The organism is Arthrobacter sp. TE26545 (assembly GCF_056279005.1).
Genome location: NZ_JBWBQM010000001.1, coordinates 2,001,108 through 2,016,509, shown reverse-complemented (window position 1 = coordinate 2,016,509; position 15,402 = coordinate 2,001,108). Strand labels below are relative to the sequence as shown.

The following is a 15,402-nucleotide window of genomic DNA, read 5'->3' as shown; positions in this document are numbered from 1 at the left end:
CCACATCGATGGTTTTCACGGGCGCGTCTGAGGAAGCGGGCTCTTTGCTCGGGGATCCATCATTCTTCTCACGGGTTCCCGACATACTTTGAGTCTACGCCCTATTTGTTCGCGACCGGGTGTTGGTGTCTCGGGGCTTCCGGCTGTCGGCGGGGCGCGAACCAGGATGGGCTGACTCAGCGGCTCTTTCTTTAAAGTTTCGGGTCTTCTTCGATTTTCGACCGAAGCTGGATGATCCTCGCCGTCTCTTCCTTGACGTGCCTGATGGGACGAGAATGACTCCACCGCATCATTCAACGGGCGCGTCATGGCTGCGCCGCTGCGGGCAGAACGGAGATCACGATGAGCACCGATCAGGAGAACCCGGTCGTCATACTGGACGCGGCCGAATCGTGGGACCTGCTAGCCGGCTCGGAACTTGGCCGGTTGGCAGTGAGCGTGGGGGACCAGCCGGAAATCTTCCCCATCAACTATCTGGCGCATGACGGTGTGGTTCTTTTCAGGACGGCCCAAGGCAGCAAGTTGGTAAGCCTTACGATCAACCGCAACGTTGCATTGGAGACCGACGGGTACACGGACAACGCCGCTTGGAGCGTGATCGTCAAGGGAACCGCGCGCGCCCTCCAGCACGAAGTCGACATCGAGACGGCGAAGAAGTTGCCCCTGCACTCCTGGATCCCGACGATCAAGTACATCTTTGTCGAAATCACTCCACAACAGATCAGCGGCCGCAGGTTTGCCCGCGGACCAGAACCTTGGCGGTGAGGATTCTCCTGTCTGGGCCTTCCATTCCGCCGGCATTTGACCGCATCGTCCTGATATTCAATCCCGCAAGCTCCCACCATTCGGACGTCTTGGCCAAAGCGCTCCACACAGAACTTGGCTACAGACTTCCGGCAATGACGGTAGACCTGCTGCCGACTGCTTTCGCCGGTCATGGCAGAGCTCTGGCCCGCGAGGTCGCTGCTGCGGGGACACCATTGATTGTTTCGGTCAGCGGCGACGGCGGGTACAACGAGGTAGTCAACGGTGCCATGGACGGCGGAGGCCGCGCCGTTTGTGCCGTGCTGGCCGCTGGCAACGCAAACGATCACCGCCGTAGCACACGCCGGATGCCATTGATCGAGGCCATCGTCGCCGGCAAAGTCCGCCGCATTGACCTTCTACGGCTGCAGGTCGGGGAACGGGCCGAGGCCTGGTCGAGGTATGCACACTCGTATGTCGGGTTCGGCCTCACACCGGTTATGGCACTGGGCATAGAGGGAGGCACCAAGGGCGGGTTATCTGAACTCGTCTCCGTGGTGCGCACGTTCCGGGCACTCGAACCCTTCGAGATCGCGCGAGCCGATGGCGCCCGTGCCAAGCTGGACAGCCTCGTGTTGGCCAATGTCGCCTACATGGCCAAATACGGCAAAGTCAGTGAAACAGGTGAGCCCAATGACGGCTTGTTGGAAGTCATCATGCTTCCCCATGCCCGCAGATGGCGCATCGCCCTCATGACCCTTCGGGCGATTACCATCGGACTGGGGCCGCAGGAGAGCGTCAGTAGCTACGAGTTCACCACTGTCGATCCACTCCCGCTACAAATCGACGGTGAAGTCATGCAGGTCAACGCCCACACGTCCGTCGTCGTGGAAGTGAAACATCAGGCCCTCGCCACGCTCGGGTAGGTCGCCGGGAGTTGCCGGTCGACCTGACACCCCGCCGTCGGGTGGCTAATCGAAGGAAATCCCCTGTGCCTGTTCTTCTATCTCCTTCCGTCTGGCGTCGTCCGACATACTCTTCATCAGGGCGGCCTCGTCCCGCTTCTCTTGTTCAAGGCGCGTCTGGTCGCTGATTTCCCGGATCAAGGAACCGAGCACGGATGCCAATCCGGCCTTCAGCTCTGCCAGGTTGGTGTTTAGGATCTCCAGCCGACGATCATCGATCACGAGGCTGATGTGACCGTAGCCGGCCTCGTCCAGCCGCGCGTGCGATGCCGGCCCCTGTATCGAACGAGCCTCCGCCGGATTGACCCGCCGGGAAAAGACCGCCGAGACCGTGTAGCTGTGAGGAGGCTCGAGTGCATAAGCCTCGCGCGAAACCGCCACAACTGACATCAGTCGCAGCGTCGACTCCGGGGCATCGTCCATAGCTTTCCCATGGTTGGACACATTAATGCTCATAAGCTAGTATCCCGCGACACTCAGGGGAGTGGAGTAAATTTCCATCAAATCTCCGGGACGGGCAGGGTAGACAGCGCCGAACGGTCAGCCGGCCGCTGGGAAGACGCGCGGCTCCCTCGCATGGCAGCTTCTGGGAGCCGTCCCCATCAGCCGGAGGAAGGTGGATCTTGATGGCAATGGAACCAGTCCTGCAACCCTTCGCTGAAAGAGACCTAGACCCACCCGGGTATGCTTGCAGCGCCTTCGGCAGTGCAAAATTCGGGCGGCGCTGGCTGAAATTGCTCAAGGTTCGCCACTGTCGCGCAGGAGGGTCCAATTCGTCGGACCAGAGCCGGTTCTGGTGCATAGGAGGGGGAGAGCCGTGACTAAACCACCCGTATTCGTGGTGCTCATGAAAGGCTTGGCCAATGATGGAACCTGAGCAGCCCAAATACGTTAGGTTTCAGGCAGCCCTGCCGAATCGCCGCGGTACTTATCCGGGGATTTTTGCCCTCGCCAACGGTTTGGCCGCAAGTGGACGGCTCAGCGCCGAGGACTGGGTTGCGTGGCGAAGCGCGAATGATCGTGCGGATGCGGCGTACGCCGATCCTGCGACTGTTGACCCTTCAGTTTTTGATCGTGATGTCAATCCAACGGCCCAGTCGTGGTTTAAGGCCACGGCGACGCATCTTTTAGCCGATTCCACGTTCTACGAGGACCTGCTTCGTCGCTACCAGGTTGAATATGAGGTGCTTACCTCGGACGACCCTGGAACTGTGATTTATGAAGACGAGGTGCAGGTTGTCGTTGTGCCGCGGTAGAAGGGGATTGGCGGAAAGGGGGCGGCGCCGATTTCGCCTCTACTTTACATAATGTTGATTATCGGCACTTGAGCAGCGGGAGTGGAAGTAGCTGCGAGAACTCTGGACGAAGGTTTCTACAGGAAGCTGCAACGGATGTTCGATCTGCGAACGGCCTTCCCGCTTCAACGAGCTCCGCCGCGCCGTCCCGGAGGTCACGCAGAAATCGCTCACCGGGACGCTCCGGCGGCTGGAACGCAACGGCATCGTCGAACGCGAGGTGACCTCGACGCGTCCGATCGCCGTCACCTACCGGATCACCCCGCTCGGCAAGACGCTCCGCCGCCCGGTTGACGTGCTGCTGGAGTGGGCGGAGCAGAACATGCCGCACATCCAGGCGGCACGGGACCGCTTCGACGAGGAGCTCGGCGGCGTCTGATGCTGCCCGGTGGGATCCGTTCCGCTCCTCCCCGAGCTACCGAGATGGGCTTCTCCTTGCCCAGGTATGCCGGCGCATGCCAGTTAAGTGGAACTGGTGGAAGGAGAAGACTAAACCCATCGGCCCTCCGCCAAATCAGACCAAAAGCCGACCCGATACGTCGGTGATTTCATCTCAGCCGGCGGAAAAACTCAGCCGCGACGTAGGCAGCAAGGTCACTCCCGCAATAAATCACGTCCGTCTGATAGACAGAAAACACCGGACTTCCCGCCGGCGATGGCGCTCCCGGCAAGAAACGGTGTGAGTAGATCGGGATCAGCATCGGCACGAACTGCATGCATTCCCGTGTTGCCTGCAACGCGGCAGCTGGTTCAGTTGGCTTTTCGCCCTATTCATCGGGCCAAAAGGCCTTCTCCTCGACGTCAAACAGACTCCATCCAGGGGCGCTGGAAGGCTGCCCCAACCAACGAATGACGTCGTGAGAACCGGACAACTCCCACCTCATGACCCGTGCATGCCAAGCTAGACAAAGGGAGTCCCGTTTGATCCGCCGGCCTGCCCCAACGGCGTTGTGGCAGCTACTGTTGGGTGCATGGCGGATTCTGAGATCCTGCACGTGGACGGCCCCGACGGCGTGCGGGAGGTTAAGCTGAGCAGCCCGGACAAGGTGCTGTGGCCCGCCGTCGAGGGACGTGAGCCTCTTACCAAGCGCGAGCTGGTCCGCTACCTGATCTCGGTGGCCTCGCCCTTTCTTCGGCTCAACGGCGACCGGCCCATGACTCTGCAGCGCTTCCCCGAAGGGATCGACGGCGAGGAGTTCTTCTCGAAGCGGCCGCCGCGGGGCGCGCCCTCCTACCTCAGGACGGTGACGTGCACCTACCCGTCCCACAGGCGCCACGACCAGCTCGTGTTCGACGAGGCCGCCGCGCTCGCATGGGCGGCGCAGATGGGAACGATCACCTTCCACCCTTGGCCAGTGCGCACAGCCAATCTGGACAACCCGGACGAGCTGCGGATCGACCTCGATCCGCAGCCCGGGCGCGACTTCCGGGACGCCGTCACCGCCGCGCTCGCGCTGCGCGAGGTCATGGCCGAGGCCGGGCTCACGGCCTACGCGAAGACCTCGGGCAACCGGGGCGTCCACGTCTACGCGCGCATCCGGCCCACGCACGAGTTCCTTCATGTGCGGCACGCCGTCATCGGGATTGCACGCGAGCTGGAGCGCCGCATGCCGGACCTCGTGACCAGCTCGTGGTGGAAGGAGGAGCGCGGAGAGCGGGTCTTCGTCGACTTCAACCAGGCCAACCGCGACCGGACGATCGCCGCCGCCTATTCGCCCCGGCCCCTGCCGCACGCGCCCGTCTCGACCCCGCTGACCTGGGACGAGCTCCCCGACGCCGACCCGCGCGACTTCACCGTCCGGACGGTTCCCGCGCTTGTGGCCGCCCGTGGCTGCCCGTGGGCGGATATCGACGACGCACCGGGGGACATTTCGGGCGCACTCGCCTTATGGGACGCGGACCTCGAGCGCGGGCTCGGCGAGCTCAACTTCCCGCCGGACTACCCCAAGATGCCCGGCGAGCCGCCGCGGGTGCCGCCGAGCAAGCGCAAGGCGGACCGAGCCGACGAGGACTATTCGGCACCCAAAGCCGAGCGCGACGCCGGGTGGGGAACCGCGATCGCTCCCCCGTACGGGCCGATGCTGGCCAAGCCGGTCAAGAATCTCCCGGTCGGCGAGTACCTGTACGAGCCGAAGTGGGACGGCTTCCGCTCGATCGTGTGGCGCTCCGGCGAACGGGTGGAGATCGGCTCGCGCAATTCCCTGCCCATGACGCGCTACTTCCCGGAGCTCGTCGAGGCCATCATCGCAAGCCTCCCCGACCACTCGGTCATCGACGGCGAAATCGTCCTCGTGGACCCGGACACCGGCGACCGGCTCAACTTCGATGCCCTCCAGCAGCGCATCCACCCCGCAGCTTCCCGCATCGCAAAGCTGAGCGCCGCAACGCCGGCGAGCTTCGTGGCCTTCGACCTGCTGGCATTGGGCCAGACAAACTACGTGGAGCGCCCGTTCCGCGAGCGGCGCGCCGCCCTTGAGGAGGCATTCAAGGACGCCAAGCCCCCGGTCTACCTCACTCAGGCGACCAAGGACCCCGCCCTCGCGCTGGAGTGGTTCAGCACGTTCGAGGGCGCCGGCCTGGACGGCGTGATCGCCAAGCCTCTCGGTGAGCTCTACGCCGAGGACAAGCGGGTGATGTCCAAACTCAAGCACGAGCGGACGGCCGACTGCGTCCTCGCCGGGTACCGGCTCTACAAGGACGAGCCCGACGCCATCGGATCCCTGCTCCTGGGCCTGTACGACGCCCAGGGCCGGCTCAACTCAGTGGGCGTCATCGGGGCGTTTCCCATGGCCCGCCGCAAGGAGCTGTTCGAGGAGCTGCAGCCGCTCGTGACCACGTTCGAAGGGCACCCCTGGGCGTGGGCGCAGCCCGCCGAAGTGCTGCCGGACAACCGCGACCAGTCCGCACCGCGCACCCCTACGGCGGCGGCGCACTCCCGCTGGAACGCAAACAAGGACCTCTCGTTCACCCCGCTGCGGCCGGAGCGCGTCGTCGAGGTCAAGTACGACCATATGGAGGGCGAGCGGTTCCGCCACACCGCGCAATGGGTCCGATGGCGCCAGGACCGCTCGCCGGAGTCGTGCACCTATGACCAGCTCGAGGAACCCGTCAGCTACGACCTCTCCTCTGTCCTGACCAGGGACCGGCCCGCGTAGCCCGTCCGCGGAGAGGCAGTTGGCATCCCCCGGAAGATTCGGAACAGCCGCTTGCCGGTTCCGCCGTGACCGGAACGAGCTACTCCCGCCCGCGAATTCCCGCGCATGCCAGTTAAGTAGGGCGGGTTCAGACAGCCAGATAGTCCGCGTTGCTGACGGAGAATTGAAGCCATGACGAAGAGGCTGATAGACCGGCCTCTTCGATTATTTAGGCCGCGTTCATGGCCAGTCCCGTGGGGGCCAGTTCGTGGAAGCGTTGCGAATACTTAGAGTTTCCTCCCTCGATCGTCCCAGTTCTGGCGACGCGCTTCGTCCTCAACCCAGAAATGAGCAACTGCCACCAAGAACCGCCGCGCGTCATACGCGGCTCAAAGCGTTTCTGACCCCAGAAACATCCGGAGCCGGCAACCGAGGGAGCCGCCTCTCAGGCGCTTATTGCTCCCCCGTCCGGCCCATGTAGGCCATTCGCGTCGCGCCTCACGCGGGCTTTGCGAACGTGGCTGCGCTCATGATTTCGTATGCCACGAAGGGCTCGTCGCCCTCGACCCAGGCGTCATGTCCGGCTGGGATGGCATAAGCATTACCCGGGCTGACCGTAATGCGCGTTCCATCCTCCATCTGCACCATGAGCGTTCCGGCAGTGCAGATTCCAAGATGGTTGACCTGGCAAGTGTCGGTGTGGACCACGGTCTTGACCGTCTCGGACCAGCGCCAACCCGGCTCGAAAGTGAACCTGCCCAGAGTCGTATCACTGATCGTGACAACATCGACCTCAGTTCTTGGCGGACGGCGCTTTTCGTCGGGGTCGTCGAACGATTTTGATTCAAGTGCGTTGACAGTTACTGAGGACATCTTGTCCACCTTTGCTGAAAATTGAGGGCAGTATTCCATCCGGAGCATGAGAGCCTGCTCCGGGAAGAGGTTGACAGGTGCTAACCTTCCTGCCAACACGGCAACCAGCGGTATCAGACTGCTCTTGTGGGCAGGGCATGTCAATAAGCACGGGACTACCCTGGCGCACTCCAAGGCTGCCGGCTCCTTCAGCGTAAAGCCGGCGGCCCTGGGTCAATCCCCTGCGATTATCGGAGAGCTCGCAGCCCGCCAAGGAAACAGCGGAATCAACTTCCGGTCTCTTCGGGGTGCTCCCTGGCCCGCCGTTGGTCCGGGGTTTCGCGGCTTTCATTGGGGATGAAATCCGGATCGACCTTGCTGCCCATGCTGTCGTGACCAGCGTCCCCATTGCCGGGGGTCGATCTTCCCGTTGCATCGGTGCGGTGCACCGGCACTTTTCGTCGGGGCGTCGAATCCTGTCCGGCGGAGGGCACGCGGACTTCGAGAATCCCGCTGTTGTAGGAGGCCTGAATGTCGTCCTCGTTGACCCCGGCCGGGAGCTGAAAACTTCGCGTCAATGCGCCATAGTGAAATTCTGTGCGGTAATCGCTCTTGTCCTCACGAATGGATTCTTCTTCACGCCGGGCCTCGATGGTGAGTGTACGTCCTGAGATGGAGATATCGATATCCCGATCGGGATCGACGCCGGGTACCTCGACGCGGACGACCATTTCGGATCCGTCGCGGAATTCCTCTGCACGCAGCCAAGCGCCGGTTTCCCCTTGTAGGAAACGGCGCACAGGCTCCGGAACGTCGAAGGGCAGGTTCCGCATGAAGTCGCCCATGATTTTTCCTCCTTATACTGGGGCGCTGCCCGTCCCGCAGAGAGCCCGCGGGGGCCAGCGTTGTCATATCAGCAAGCTACGCCCGGGAGATGGCACGTGGAAGAGAGGCAAGCCACCCGGGCCGGCGGGCAGGGGGCTTCGGGAGGCAAACGCGACGCTAAGCAGCGCGGAGAATAAGGGGGTCTTAGGGATCGGTTCGCCGGGAGGGATCCTGCAGCGAGTTGCCGCCGCCGCTCGGGCGGCCGTCTACGGACCCATCGCCAGCCCGACCCGGATCAGCAGCCTGCCGGTATTCTTCGGAGTTCTCGACGGCCGCCGCGTCGGTATCGACATCGGGGTCCATGGCATCGGCATGCTCCGCCTTGTCCGCGGAATCACGGTGAAGATCGCCGGCGTCCTCCTGGCGCTGTTCGGCCTCCTTGTGGAGGCGTTCGGCATCCAGCAGGGCCTGGTCGGCCTCCGCTTGGGCCCTGGCTGCTTGAACCTCGGATTCGCGGGCATCCAACTCAGCTTCTTCGGCCTTCTTCCGCAAGTCAGCTGCCCGCTTCTGGTCCTCGGCCCGCTGGGCACGTTCGTGTTCCTGCCTGCGTTTGCGGGCGATGAAAAATACCAATCCTAGAACGACAAGTAGGGCGACGATCCCGACGACAATCCAAAGAACTGCGGTTGTGTCCATCGAAGCTTCCCTCTTTCTTGCTGGGTTGTCCGGACAGTCTCAGTAAAGCCCAAGAGCGCACGGCAAACCAGAGGGTCGGAGCCCGCTGGCCGCAGCGGTCTGCATCCATTGCCTACCTAGGCTCGAGCAGCAACAGGCTCCAGGCATCACCAAGCCAAGCGGCGAACTGCTGGGGAGTCCAGCCCCGTTCAGCGACGAGCAAAATCCAGTATTCGGGTCCGTTCATGCTCCAGACGACGTCTGCGAGTTCCTCGGCCGGGCGGTCTTTACGCAGCTCGCCGGTGGCCGCGAGATCCACGATGAACCTGCGCATGTTGGCTGCGCGCCGCTGGGAGATCTCGGTCCAAAGCGCGGCACATTCCGGGTCGGTGGAGCCGGCGTCCCTCAGAGCCAGATAGACCGGTGCCAGCCGCGGCTGAATCCCGGCCAGCGCCTGGGTGTAGATCTTGATTTTCTCCTGAGCGGTTGCGGCCTGACGGAGGCGTTTGACGTAGTCGCGCTGCTCGGCGGGGACGGCGTGGTCAGTGCCGGAGATCGCAGTCTCGACCACCTCTCGCAGCAGAGCCGGCTTGCGGCCGACGCTTGCGTAAACGGTGTCGACGGCGACCCCGGCGCGTCCGGCGATCTCGCCGACGGTCGTCGCTGCGTAGCCCCGCTCGATGAACAGCATGCGCGCTGCCGCAATCACGGAGTGCCGTGTTGCTGAAGCCTGCTCAATGCGGCGCGCGGAGTTATAGCGGCGCTTGGGAGCGTTGACATCACTCATCATCGAACCTAGCGTTTATTCATCCGAAAGATATTCGGATTAATTCTAGCAGGAGGCCGGACATGGTCTCAGGAACCACCCAGGACAACACGGCCGCCTTCCGGCGGTTGATCATCGAAGGATTCCAAGCGGGCAATCCAGGGGTCGTTGACGAACTCGTATCGCCGGATCTGATTGAGCACCAATTCGGGCCGGGCGGCTCCGGAGAGAAAGCGGTGAACAATCTGAAGCGGGCGATCGTCGGCCTGCACACCTCGATGCCCGACGTCAGTTACACCTTTGACGCGACTGTCGCCGACGGGGACACGGTCTGGGCCCGCATGACTGCGAACGGCACGGACACCGGGGGCTTTCTCGGACACGATCCCACCGGCCGGGCAGTGAGCATAACGGTCGTGGACATCGCCCGCTTCAGCGACGGCAAGCTTGTCGAACACTGGGGCGTACCGGACCGTTTCGCCCTGCTGGCCCAACTGGGGCACCTCAACAACAAAACCGAAACCAACGGCGGCAAGCCTTAGAAGGCATGCGCGTGGTTCGCATCAAGCCCCAACGTACTCGGCAAGGTGCTGGCCGGTCAGGCCTACCCGGCCGGCCACCAGCTCCGCAGGGGTTCCCTCGAAAACGATCCTGCCGCCGTCGTGCCCGGCGCCGGGACCGAGGTCGATGATCCAGTCGGCATGCGCCATCACGGCCTGGTGGTGTTCGATGACGATCACCGACTTGCCGGACTCCACCAGCCGGTCCAGCAGGCCGAGGAGCTGTTCGACGTCGGCCAGATGCAGGCCGGAGGTCGGCTCGTCGAGGATGTAGACATTGCCCTTCTCCCCCATCTGCGAAGCGAGCTTAAGCCGCTGGCGCTCACCACCGGAGAGAGTGGTCAGCGGCTGCCCAAGCGCGAGGTAACCGAGCCCGACGTCGGCCAGCCGCCGCAGGATCGCGTGCGCCGCCGGGATCCTGGCTTCCCCGCCGGAGAAGAACTCCTCGGCCGCGCTGACCGACAGGCCGAGCACTTCGCTGATGTTGCGCCCGCCGAGCTTGTACTCAAGGACGGCGGCCTGGAAGCCCTTGCCTTCGCAGTCCTCGCAGGGCGTCGAAACGGTGTCCATGAAGCCGAGTTCCGTATAGATGACCCCGGCGCCCTTGCACTCGGGACAGGCACCCTCGGAGTTGGCGCTGAAGAGCGCCGGCTTCACGCCGTTGGCCTTGGCGAAGGCCTTGCGGATCGGTTCGAGGAGACCGGTGTAGGTGGCCGGATTGCTGCGGCGCGAGCCCTTGATGCCGGACTGGTCGATGGCCACTACGCCCTCGCCGCCGGTAAGCGAGCCGTGGATCAGGGAGCTCTTCCCGGAACCAGCCACCCCAGTCACCACCACCAGCGCACCCAGCGGGATGTCGACGTCGACGTCCTTGAGGTTATGCTCCGACGCGCCGCGGATCTCGAGTTTGCCTTTGCCCTTGCGAACCTTTTCCTTCAGCTTCGCGCGGTCGTCGAGGTGCCGGCCCGTCAGAGTGCCGCTCCCCCGCAGTCCCTCGACAGTGCCTTCGTAGCAAACCGACCCGCCGGCGGCTCCGGCGCCCGGGCCGAGGTCGACGACGTGATCGGCGACGGCGATCGCCTCCGGTTTGTGCTCCACGACGAGCACGGTGTTGCCTTTGTCCCGCAGCCGCAGGAGGAGCTTGTTCATGCGCTGGATGTCATGCGGGTGCAGGCCGATGGTCGGCTCGTCGAACACGTAGGTGACGTCGGTCAGCGAGGAGCCCAGGTGGCGGATCATCTTGACGCGCTGTGCCTCGCCGCCGGACAGCGTTCCCGACGGCCGGTCCAGGGACAGGTAGCCCAGGCCGATCTCCACGAAGGAATCGAACAGGTGCAGCAGGTTGGCCTTCAACGGCGCAACGGACGGCGCATCCAGCTCGCGGATCCAGTGCGCGAGATCGGTGATCTGCATGGCGCAGACTTCGGCGATGTTCAGGCTGTTGATCCTCGATGAGCGGGCCGCATCGTTCAGCCGTGTGCCCTCGCAGGCCGGACAGGGGGCGAAGGCGGCCGCGCGTTCGACGAACGCGCGGATGTGTGGCTGCAGCGAATCCGGGTCCTTGCCGAAAATGGACTTGCGTATTTTCGGGATCAGGCCTTCATAGGTGACATTGATGCCCTTGGCCTTGATCTTCACAGGCTCCTTGTAGAGGAGGTCGTCCAGTTCCTGCTTCGTGTAGTCCTTGAGCAGCTTGTTCGGGTCGACGAAACCGGATTCCGTGAAGGTGGCGACCATCCAGCCGTCCGCGGTGTACCCCGGAACGAGGATGGCGCCGTCGAGCAGCGACTTGTCTTCGTCGTAGATCGCGGTGAGGTCCAGGTCGGAGACCGTGCCGCGGCCCTCGCACTCGGCGCACATCCCGCCGTAGTAGATGGCTTCGCGCACGATCGTCTTCTCACCCTTGGCATCGGTCATGATGCCGCTGGCCTTGCGGGTGGGGATGTTGAAGGAGAAAGCCACAGCCGGTCCGATGTACGGAGTGCCGAGCCTGCTGAAGAGCACGCGCAGCATGGCGTTCGCGTCGGTGACAGTTCCCACCGTGGAACGGGCGTTGGCGCCCATGCGCTCCTGGTCCACGATGATCGCCGTCGTCAACCCTTCCAGGACATCCACATCCGGGCGGGCGAGCGACTGCATGAAACCTTGGACGAACGTGCTGTAGGTTTCGTTGATCATCCGCTGCGACTCGGCGGCGATGGTGCTGAACACCAGGGAGCTCTTGCCGGAGCCGGAGACACCGGTGAACACCGTCAGGCGGCGTTTCGGGATCTCCAGGCTGATGTCCTTCAGGTTGTTCTCGCGGGCTCCCTGCACCTTGATCAGCTCATGGCTGTCAGCAAGGGGCACCAAGGGAGACTGAGTTTCGGTCCCCGTGTCAGTACTCATCGTCTCTCCGTCCGTGAATCAGCGGGCCCGCGCGCGGTCCGCGTCGTCCTGTGCATCGCTCAGCCCAGCCTACGATGGCCGGGCGCCAGGCTCCTGTCCACCACACTAGACCCGTGCCGGACCGTGCGGCTTCTCGGATTCTGCTCCGATCCGGCCCATTGTCTTAAGCCGTCCCGGCGCCAACAATGAAGCATGCCGGTCTACGTGAATTCCCTCGAGACAGCCGTACCGCCAACAGTCCTGGTGCAACCCCAGGCACGCGATGTATTCGCCGCCCAGCCCGGCCTTACCCGGCTCGGCTCCCGGCTCGTCAGGACCTGCTTCGACTCGGCAGCCATCGACACCCGGCATACCGCCGTCGCCGAGCTAACCGAGGGCGGAAGCCCGGACCGGCGGGACTTTTACGATCCGGATAGCGGCGAGGTCCTGAGCCCCAGCACGAAAGTACGCAACGACCTGTTCTTCACCGAGGCCACCAAACTCTTCATCGAGGCCGCGAAGGCGGCCGTCGGCCGCTGCCCGGACGTGGAACCCGCAGACATCACCCACGTGATCACGGTGTCCTGTACCGGATTCTTCAACCCCGGGCCCGACTACAAGGTGGTCCGGGCTCTCGGACTGAACCCCGCTGTGCAGCGCTACCACCTCGGGTTCATGGGGTGCTACGCGGCCTTCCCGGCCCTTCGGGCAGCCCGGCAGTTCTGCCTCGCCGATCCCGATGCAGTGGTCCTTGTCATCTGCGTTGAACTGTGTTCCCTGCACGTCAGGACGTCCAATGACCCGGACACCATCATGGGCTCGGCGATCTTCGGCGACGGCGCTGCCGCCGCCGTCGTCAGTTCACGCACCCCGGCGGGACCGGACGCCGTCCTCCGCTTGGACCATTTCGAAACAGTCCTCACACCGGTGGGCGAAGAGGCGATGGCTTGGAACATCGGCGACCAAGGTTTCGAGATGGTCCTGGGCAGCTACGTTCCGCACATCATCGAAGAGCACATCACGGGGGCCCTCGAACCCCTCCTTGCCCGCGAAGACGGGCTGGCAGGGCGGCCCTACCGGGAGATACCGCACTGGGCCATCCACCCGGGCGGCCGGAGCATCCTGGACAAAGTCGAGTCAAAGCTCGAACTGCTGGAAGAGCAGTTGCGGCCGGCGCGCGACATCCTGCGCGACTTCGGGAACATGAGCAGCGCCACCGTGCTCTTCGTGCTCAAGCACATCCTCAGCCAGCCGCCCCGTCAGGACGAGGAGCGGATCTGTTCCATGGCCTTCGGCCCCGGCCTCACAGTGGAAACCGGCTTGTTCACCAAGGTCGCTCCCCTGCGATCATGACGTTCTTCCTGCGGGAACGGGAGGGCAGCCTGATCGAGCAGATGGACCGCCCGGACTGCGAGCTGCGCCGGCTGCGCAGAAGCTACGCGAGGTTCCCTGTCATCAACTTCCTGCTGGCGCGCTGGGGCCGGAACTATGAACAACGGATCAGGCCCCTGTTGGCCGGCTCCACTGCGACGACATTGCTGGACATCGGATGCGGCGGAGGCGATGTCGTGCGCCGCCTCGCCAGGCGCGCTGCCCGGGACGGGTTCCACCTGGCGGCGACCGGCGCCGATCCAGACCCTCGGGCACATGACTTCGCCACCTCCCGAAAAGCCTCTGACGGCGTCCGGTATCGCAGGGCGCTCAGCTCCGAGCTGGTGGCGGAAGGCGGTCGGTACGACGTCGTGATTTCCAACCACGTCCTGCACCACCTCAGCCCCGCCGAACTGGCCGCCGTCCTGTCCGATTCCGAACGCCTCGCCCGGCACCTCGTGCTGCACAACGACCTGCGGCGCAGCCGGATCGCTTTCCTGCTTTTCCTGGTGGCGTTCTGGCCGCTAGGCCCTGGCTCGTACATCCACACCGACGGGCTGGCATCCATCAGGCGCAGCTACACTCCGGCAGAACTCATGGACATCGTTCCGCCCGGCTGGCAGGTGGAACGCAACGGGCCATGGCACATCCTGCTCGTATACCGCCCGCCGGGTGCCGGCAGTGCTTGACGTCGGGATCGTCGGCGCCGGTCCGGTCGGCCTCTGCATGGCGGCACTCCTGCTCCGCCGCGGGCTCGAGGTCGCCGTATTCGAGAAACGCGCAGGGCCGGGAACCCAGACCCGCGCCATCGGCATCCACCCGCCCGCGCTGGCGGTGCTCGAAAGCATCGGCGCGGCCGCGCCCTTGATCGGGAGCGGGGTGCGGATCACGAGCGGCACGGCATACAGTGCCGGGCGCAAGGTGGGTTCCTTGGATTTCGGGCTCCCGGGAGCGGCGTACCCGTTCATTCTCTCGGTGCCCCAAACCAGGACCCTGGAAGTCCTGGAGGAATGCGTTGCGGCGTCAGGTTCCGGGGCACTGCACCGCGGCGTCGAGGTGCTGGATGCCGTGCCCGACGACGGCGGCCTCCTCCTGCGGGGCAGGCGCGCCGACGGTGCCGGGCCAGCGGAACCGTTTGAAGCGCGGTGCCGCTTCCTCATCGCCGCGGACGGCGCGCACTCGGGGCTCAGGGCGGCACTCGGAATCACGCCGACGGTGCGCAGCTACCCGGACCACTACCTCATGGGCGACTTCCACGACGGCACCCCCTACGGATCCGAAGCCGTGCTCTTCCTCGAACCGCCGGGAATCGTGGAGTGCTTCCCGCTACCGGGAGGCATCCGCCGCTGGGTGGTGCGGACCGGGCCACCCGGAGGCGAACCGTCCGCGCCCCTGCTGGCGGCCCTCATCCGGGAACGCACGGCGGCCGTAGTGGAGCCGTCCAGCAATTCGATGCTCAGTGCCTTCGGCGTCCGTTCCAGGCTGGTTACCGAAATGGTCCACGGGCGCACCGTCCTGCTCGGGGACGCCGCCCATGAACTCAGCCCGATCGGCGGACAGGGAATGAACCTCGGCTGGCTGGATGCCTCGGCCCTCGCCCCGTTGCTGGAACGGATGGTCCGCGCTGACCGGGGCCGCCCGGATCCTGCTTTGGGTGGAGAACTCGCGGACCTGGAGCGTTCACGCCTGCGCGCGGCCCGGAAAGCCAGCCGCCAGGCGGGCATCAACATGGCACTTGGCCGACCCTTGCCTCCAACCGCCCTGGCGCTCCGCAATGCCGTCGTCGGCCGGGCAGTCAGGTGGCCGGCCGTTGCCGGATTCGTGGCTCGGCGTTTCACCATGCACTAG

At 64.4% G+C, this 15,402-nt stretch carries 15 protein-coding genes; 9 read left to right on the top strand and 6 right to left on the bottom strand.

Going from position 1 to position 15,402, the window contains the following annotated elements; all coding sequences use genetic code 11:
* The first annotated feature begins 342 nt into the window (after positions 1-342).
* Together ACZ9CK_RS09000 and ACZ9CK_RS08995 are read left to right on the top strand one after the other, a co-directional pair.
* Positions 343-765: a pyridoxamine 5'-phosphate oxidase family protein gene (locus tag ACZ9CK_RS09000; RefSeq protein WP_426297658.1), complete on the top strand. Its 423-nt coding sequence runs from the start codon at positions 343-345 to the stop codon at positions 763-765.
* The gene (locus ACZ9CK_RS08995; protein ID WP_476049789.1) at positions 762-1,670 is read left to right on the top strand and encodes a diacylglycerol/lipid kinase family protein; all 909 of its coding nucleotides are present in this window, start codon (positions 762-764) and stop codon (positions 1,668-1,670) included. The genes ACZ9CK_RS09000 and ACZ9CK_RS08995 overlap by 4 nt, the downstream gene beginning before the upstream one ends.
* A 45-nt stretch (positions 1,671-1,715) precedes the next feature.
* Here the strand turns inward: ACZ9CK_RS08995 and ACZ9CK_RS08990 are convergent, their stop codons facing one another.
* The gene (locus ACZ9CK_RS08990) at positions 1,716-2,165 is read right to left on the bottom strand and encodes a hypothetical protein (RefSeq protein WP_426297654.1); all 450 of its coding nucleotides are present in this window, start codon (positions 2,163-2,165) and stop codon (positions 1,716-1,718) included.
* A 407-nt stretch (positions 2,166-2,572) separates the two neighbouring features.
* Here ACZ9CK_RS08990 and ACZ9CK_RS08985 point away from each other — a divergent pair, with 407 nt between their 5' ends.
* From ACZ9CK_RS08985 to ACZ9CK_RS08975, 3 genes are all read left to right on the top strand, one after another.
* A complete protein-coding gene (locus ACZ9CK_RS08985) occupies positions 2,573-2,965 on the top strand; it encodes a hypothetical protein (protein ID WP_476049788.1) in 393 nt (130 codons plus the stop codon).
* Positions 2,966-3,056: 91 nt separating this feature from the next.
* Positions 3,057-3,383: a winged helix-turn-helix transcriptional regulator gene (locus tag ACZ9CK_RS08980; RefSeq protein ID WP_476050880.1), complete on the top strand. Its 327-nt coding sequence runs from the start codon at positions 3,057-3,059 to the stop codon at positions 3,381-3,383.
* Between the two features lie 592 nt (positions 3,384-3,975).
* On the top strand, positions 3,976-6,159 hold the full coding sequence (locus tag ACZ9CK_RS08975) for an ATP-dependent DNA ligase (RefSeq protein ID WP_476049787.1): 2,184 nt from the start codon (positions 3,976-3,978) through the stop codon (positions 6,157-6,159).
* Positions 6,160-6,636: 477 nt separating this feature from the next.
* Here ACZ9CK_RS08975 and ACZ9CK_RS08970 read toward each other — a convergent pair whose 3' ends face one another.
* The 4 genes from ACZ9CK_RS08970 to ACZ9CK_RS08955 all read right to left on the bottom strand — a co-directional run bounded on the left by ACZ9CK_RS08970 (position 6,637) and on the right by ACZ9CK_RS08955 (position 9,277).
* The gene (locus ACZ9CK_RS08970; RefSeq protein ID WP_426297646.1) at positions 6,637-7,011 is read right to left on the bottom strand and encodes a cupin domain-containing protein; all 375 of its coding nucleotides are present in this window, start codon (positions 7,009-7,011) and stop codon (positions 6,637-6,639) included.
* Between the two features lie 266 nt (positions 7,012-7,277).
* Positions 7,278-7,835 carry an Hsp20/alpha crystallin family protein gene (locus ACZ9CK_RS08965; protein WP_476049786.1) on the bottom strand — a complete coding sequence of 186 codons (558 nt, stop codon included), beginning with the start codon at positions 7,833-7,835 and terminating at the stop codon, positions 7,278-7,280.
* 184 nt (positions 7,836-8,019) lie between these two features.
* The gene (locus tag ACZ9CK_RS08960; protein ID WP_426297642.1) at positions 8,020-8,511 is read right to left on the bottom strand and encodes a hypothetical protein; all 492 of its coding nucleotides are present in this window, start codon (positions 8,509-8,511) and stop codon (positions 8,020-8,022) included.
* 112 nt (positions 8,512-8,623) lie between these two features.
* Positions 8,624-9,277, bottom strand: coding sequence for a TetR/AcrR family transcriptional regulator (locus tag ACZ9CK_RS08955; protein WP_476049785.1), 654 nt, complete (start codon positions 9,275-9,277; stop codon positions 8,624-8,626).
* 62 nt (positions 9,278-9,339) lie between these two features.
* On the opposite strand from ACZ9CK_RS08955, the gene ACZ9CK_RS08950 reads away from it, so the two are divergent.
* Positions 9,340-9,798 (top strand): ester cyclase, encoded by a 459-nt coding sequence (locus ACZ9CK_RS08950; protein ID WP_476049784.1) that lies wholly within the window; start codon positions 9,340-9,342, stop codon positions 9,796-9,798.
* A gap of 21 nt (positions 9,799-9,819) precedes the next feature.
* Here the strand turns inward: ACZ9CK_RS08950 and ACZ9CK_RS08945 are convergent, their stop codons facing one another.
* Positions 9,820-12,204, bottom strand: a complete 2,385-nt coding sequence (locus ACZ9CK_RS08945) for an ATP-binding cassette domain-containing protein (protein ID WP_476049783.1) — start codon at positions 12,202-12,204, stop codon at positions 9,820-9,822.
* 192 nt (positions 12,205-12,396) lie between these two features.
* Here ACZ9CK_RS08945 and ACZ9CK_RS08940 point away from each other — a divergent pair, with 192 nt between their 5' ends.
* Genes ACZ9CK_RS08940 through ACZ9CK_RS08930 form a run of 3 tightly spaced genes read left to right on the top strand, consistent with a single transcriptional unit; the run spans position 12,397 to position 15,402 of the window.
* Positions 12,397-13,536, top strand: a complete 1,140-nt coding sequence (locus tag ACZ9CK_RS08940) for a type III polyketide synthase (protein WP_426297634.1) — start codon at positions 12,397-12,399, stop codon at positions 13,534-13,536.
* On the top strand, positions 13,533-14,243 hold the full coding sequence (locus ACZ9CK_RS08935; RefSeq protein ID WP_476049782.1) for a class I SAM-dependent methyltransferase: 711 nt from the start codon (positions 13,533-13,535) through the stop codon (positions 14,241-14,243). The genes ACZ9CK_RS08940 and ACZ9CK_RS08935 overlap by 4 nt, the downstream gene beginning before the upstream one ends.
* A complete protein-coding gene (locus ACZ9CK_RS08930; RefSeq protein WP_476049781.1) occupies positions 14,236-15,402 on the top strand; it encodes an FAD-dependent oxidoreductase in 1,167 nt (388 codons plus the stop codon). The genes ACZ9CK_RS08935 and ACZ9CK_RS08930 overlap by 8 nt, the downstream gene beginning before the upstream one ends.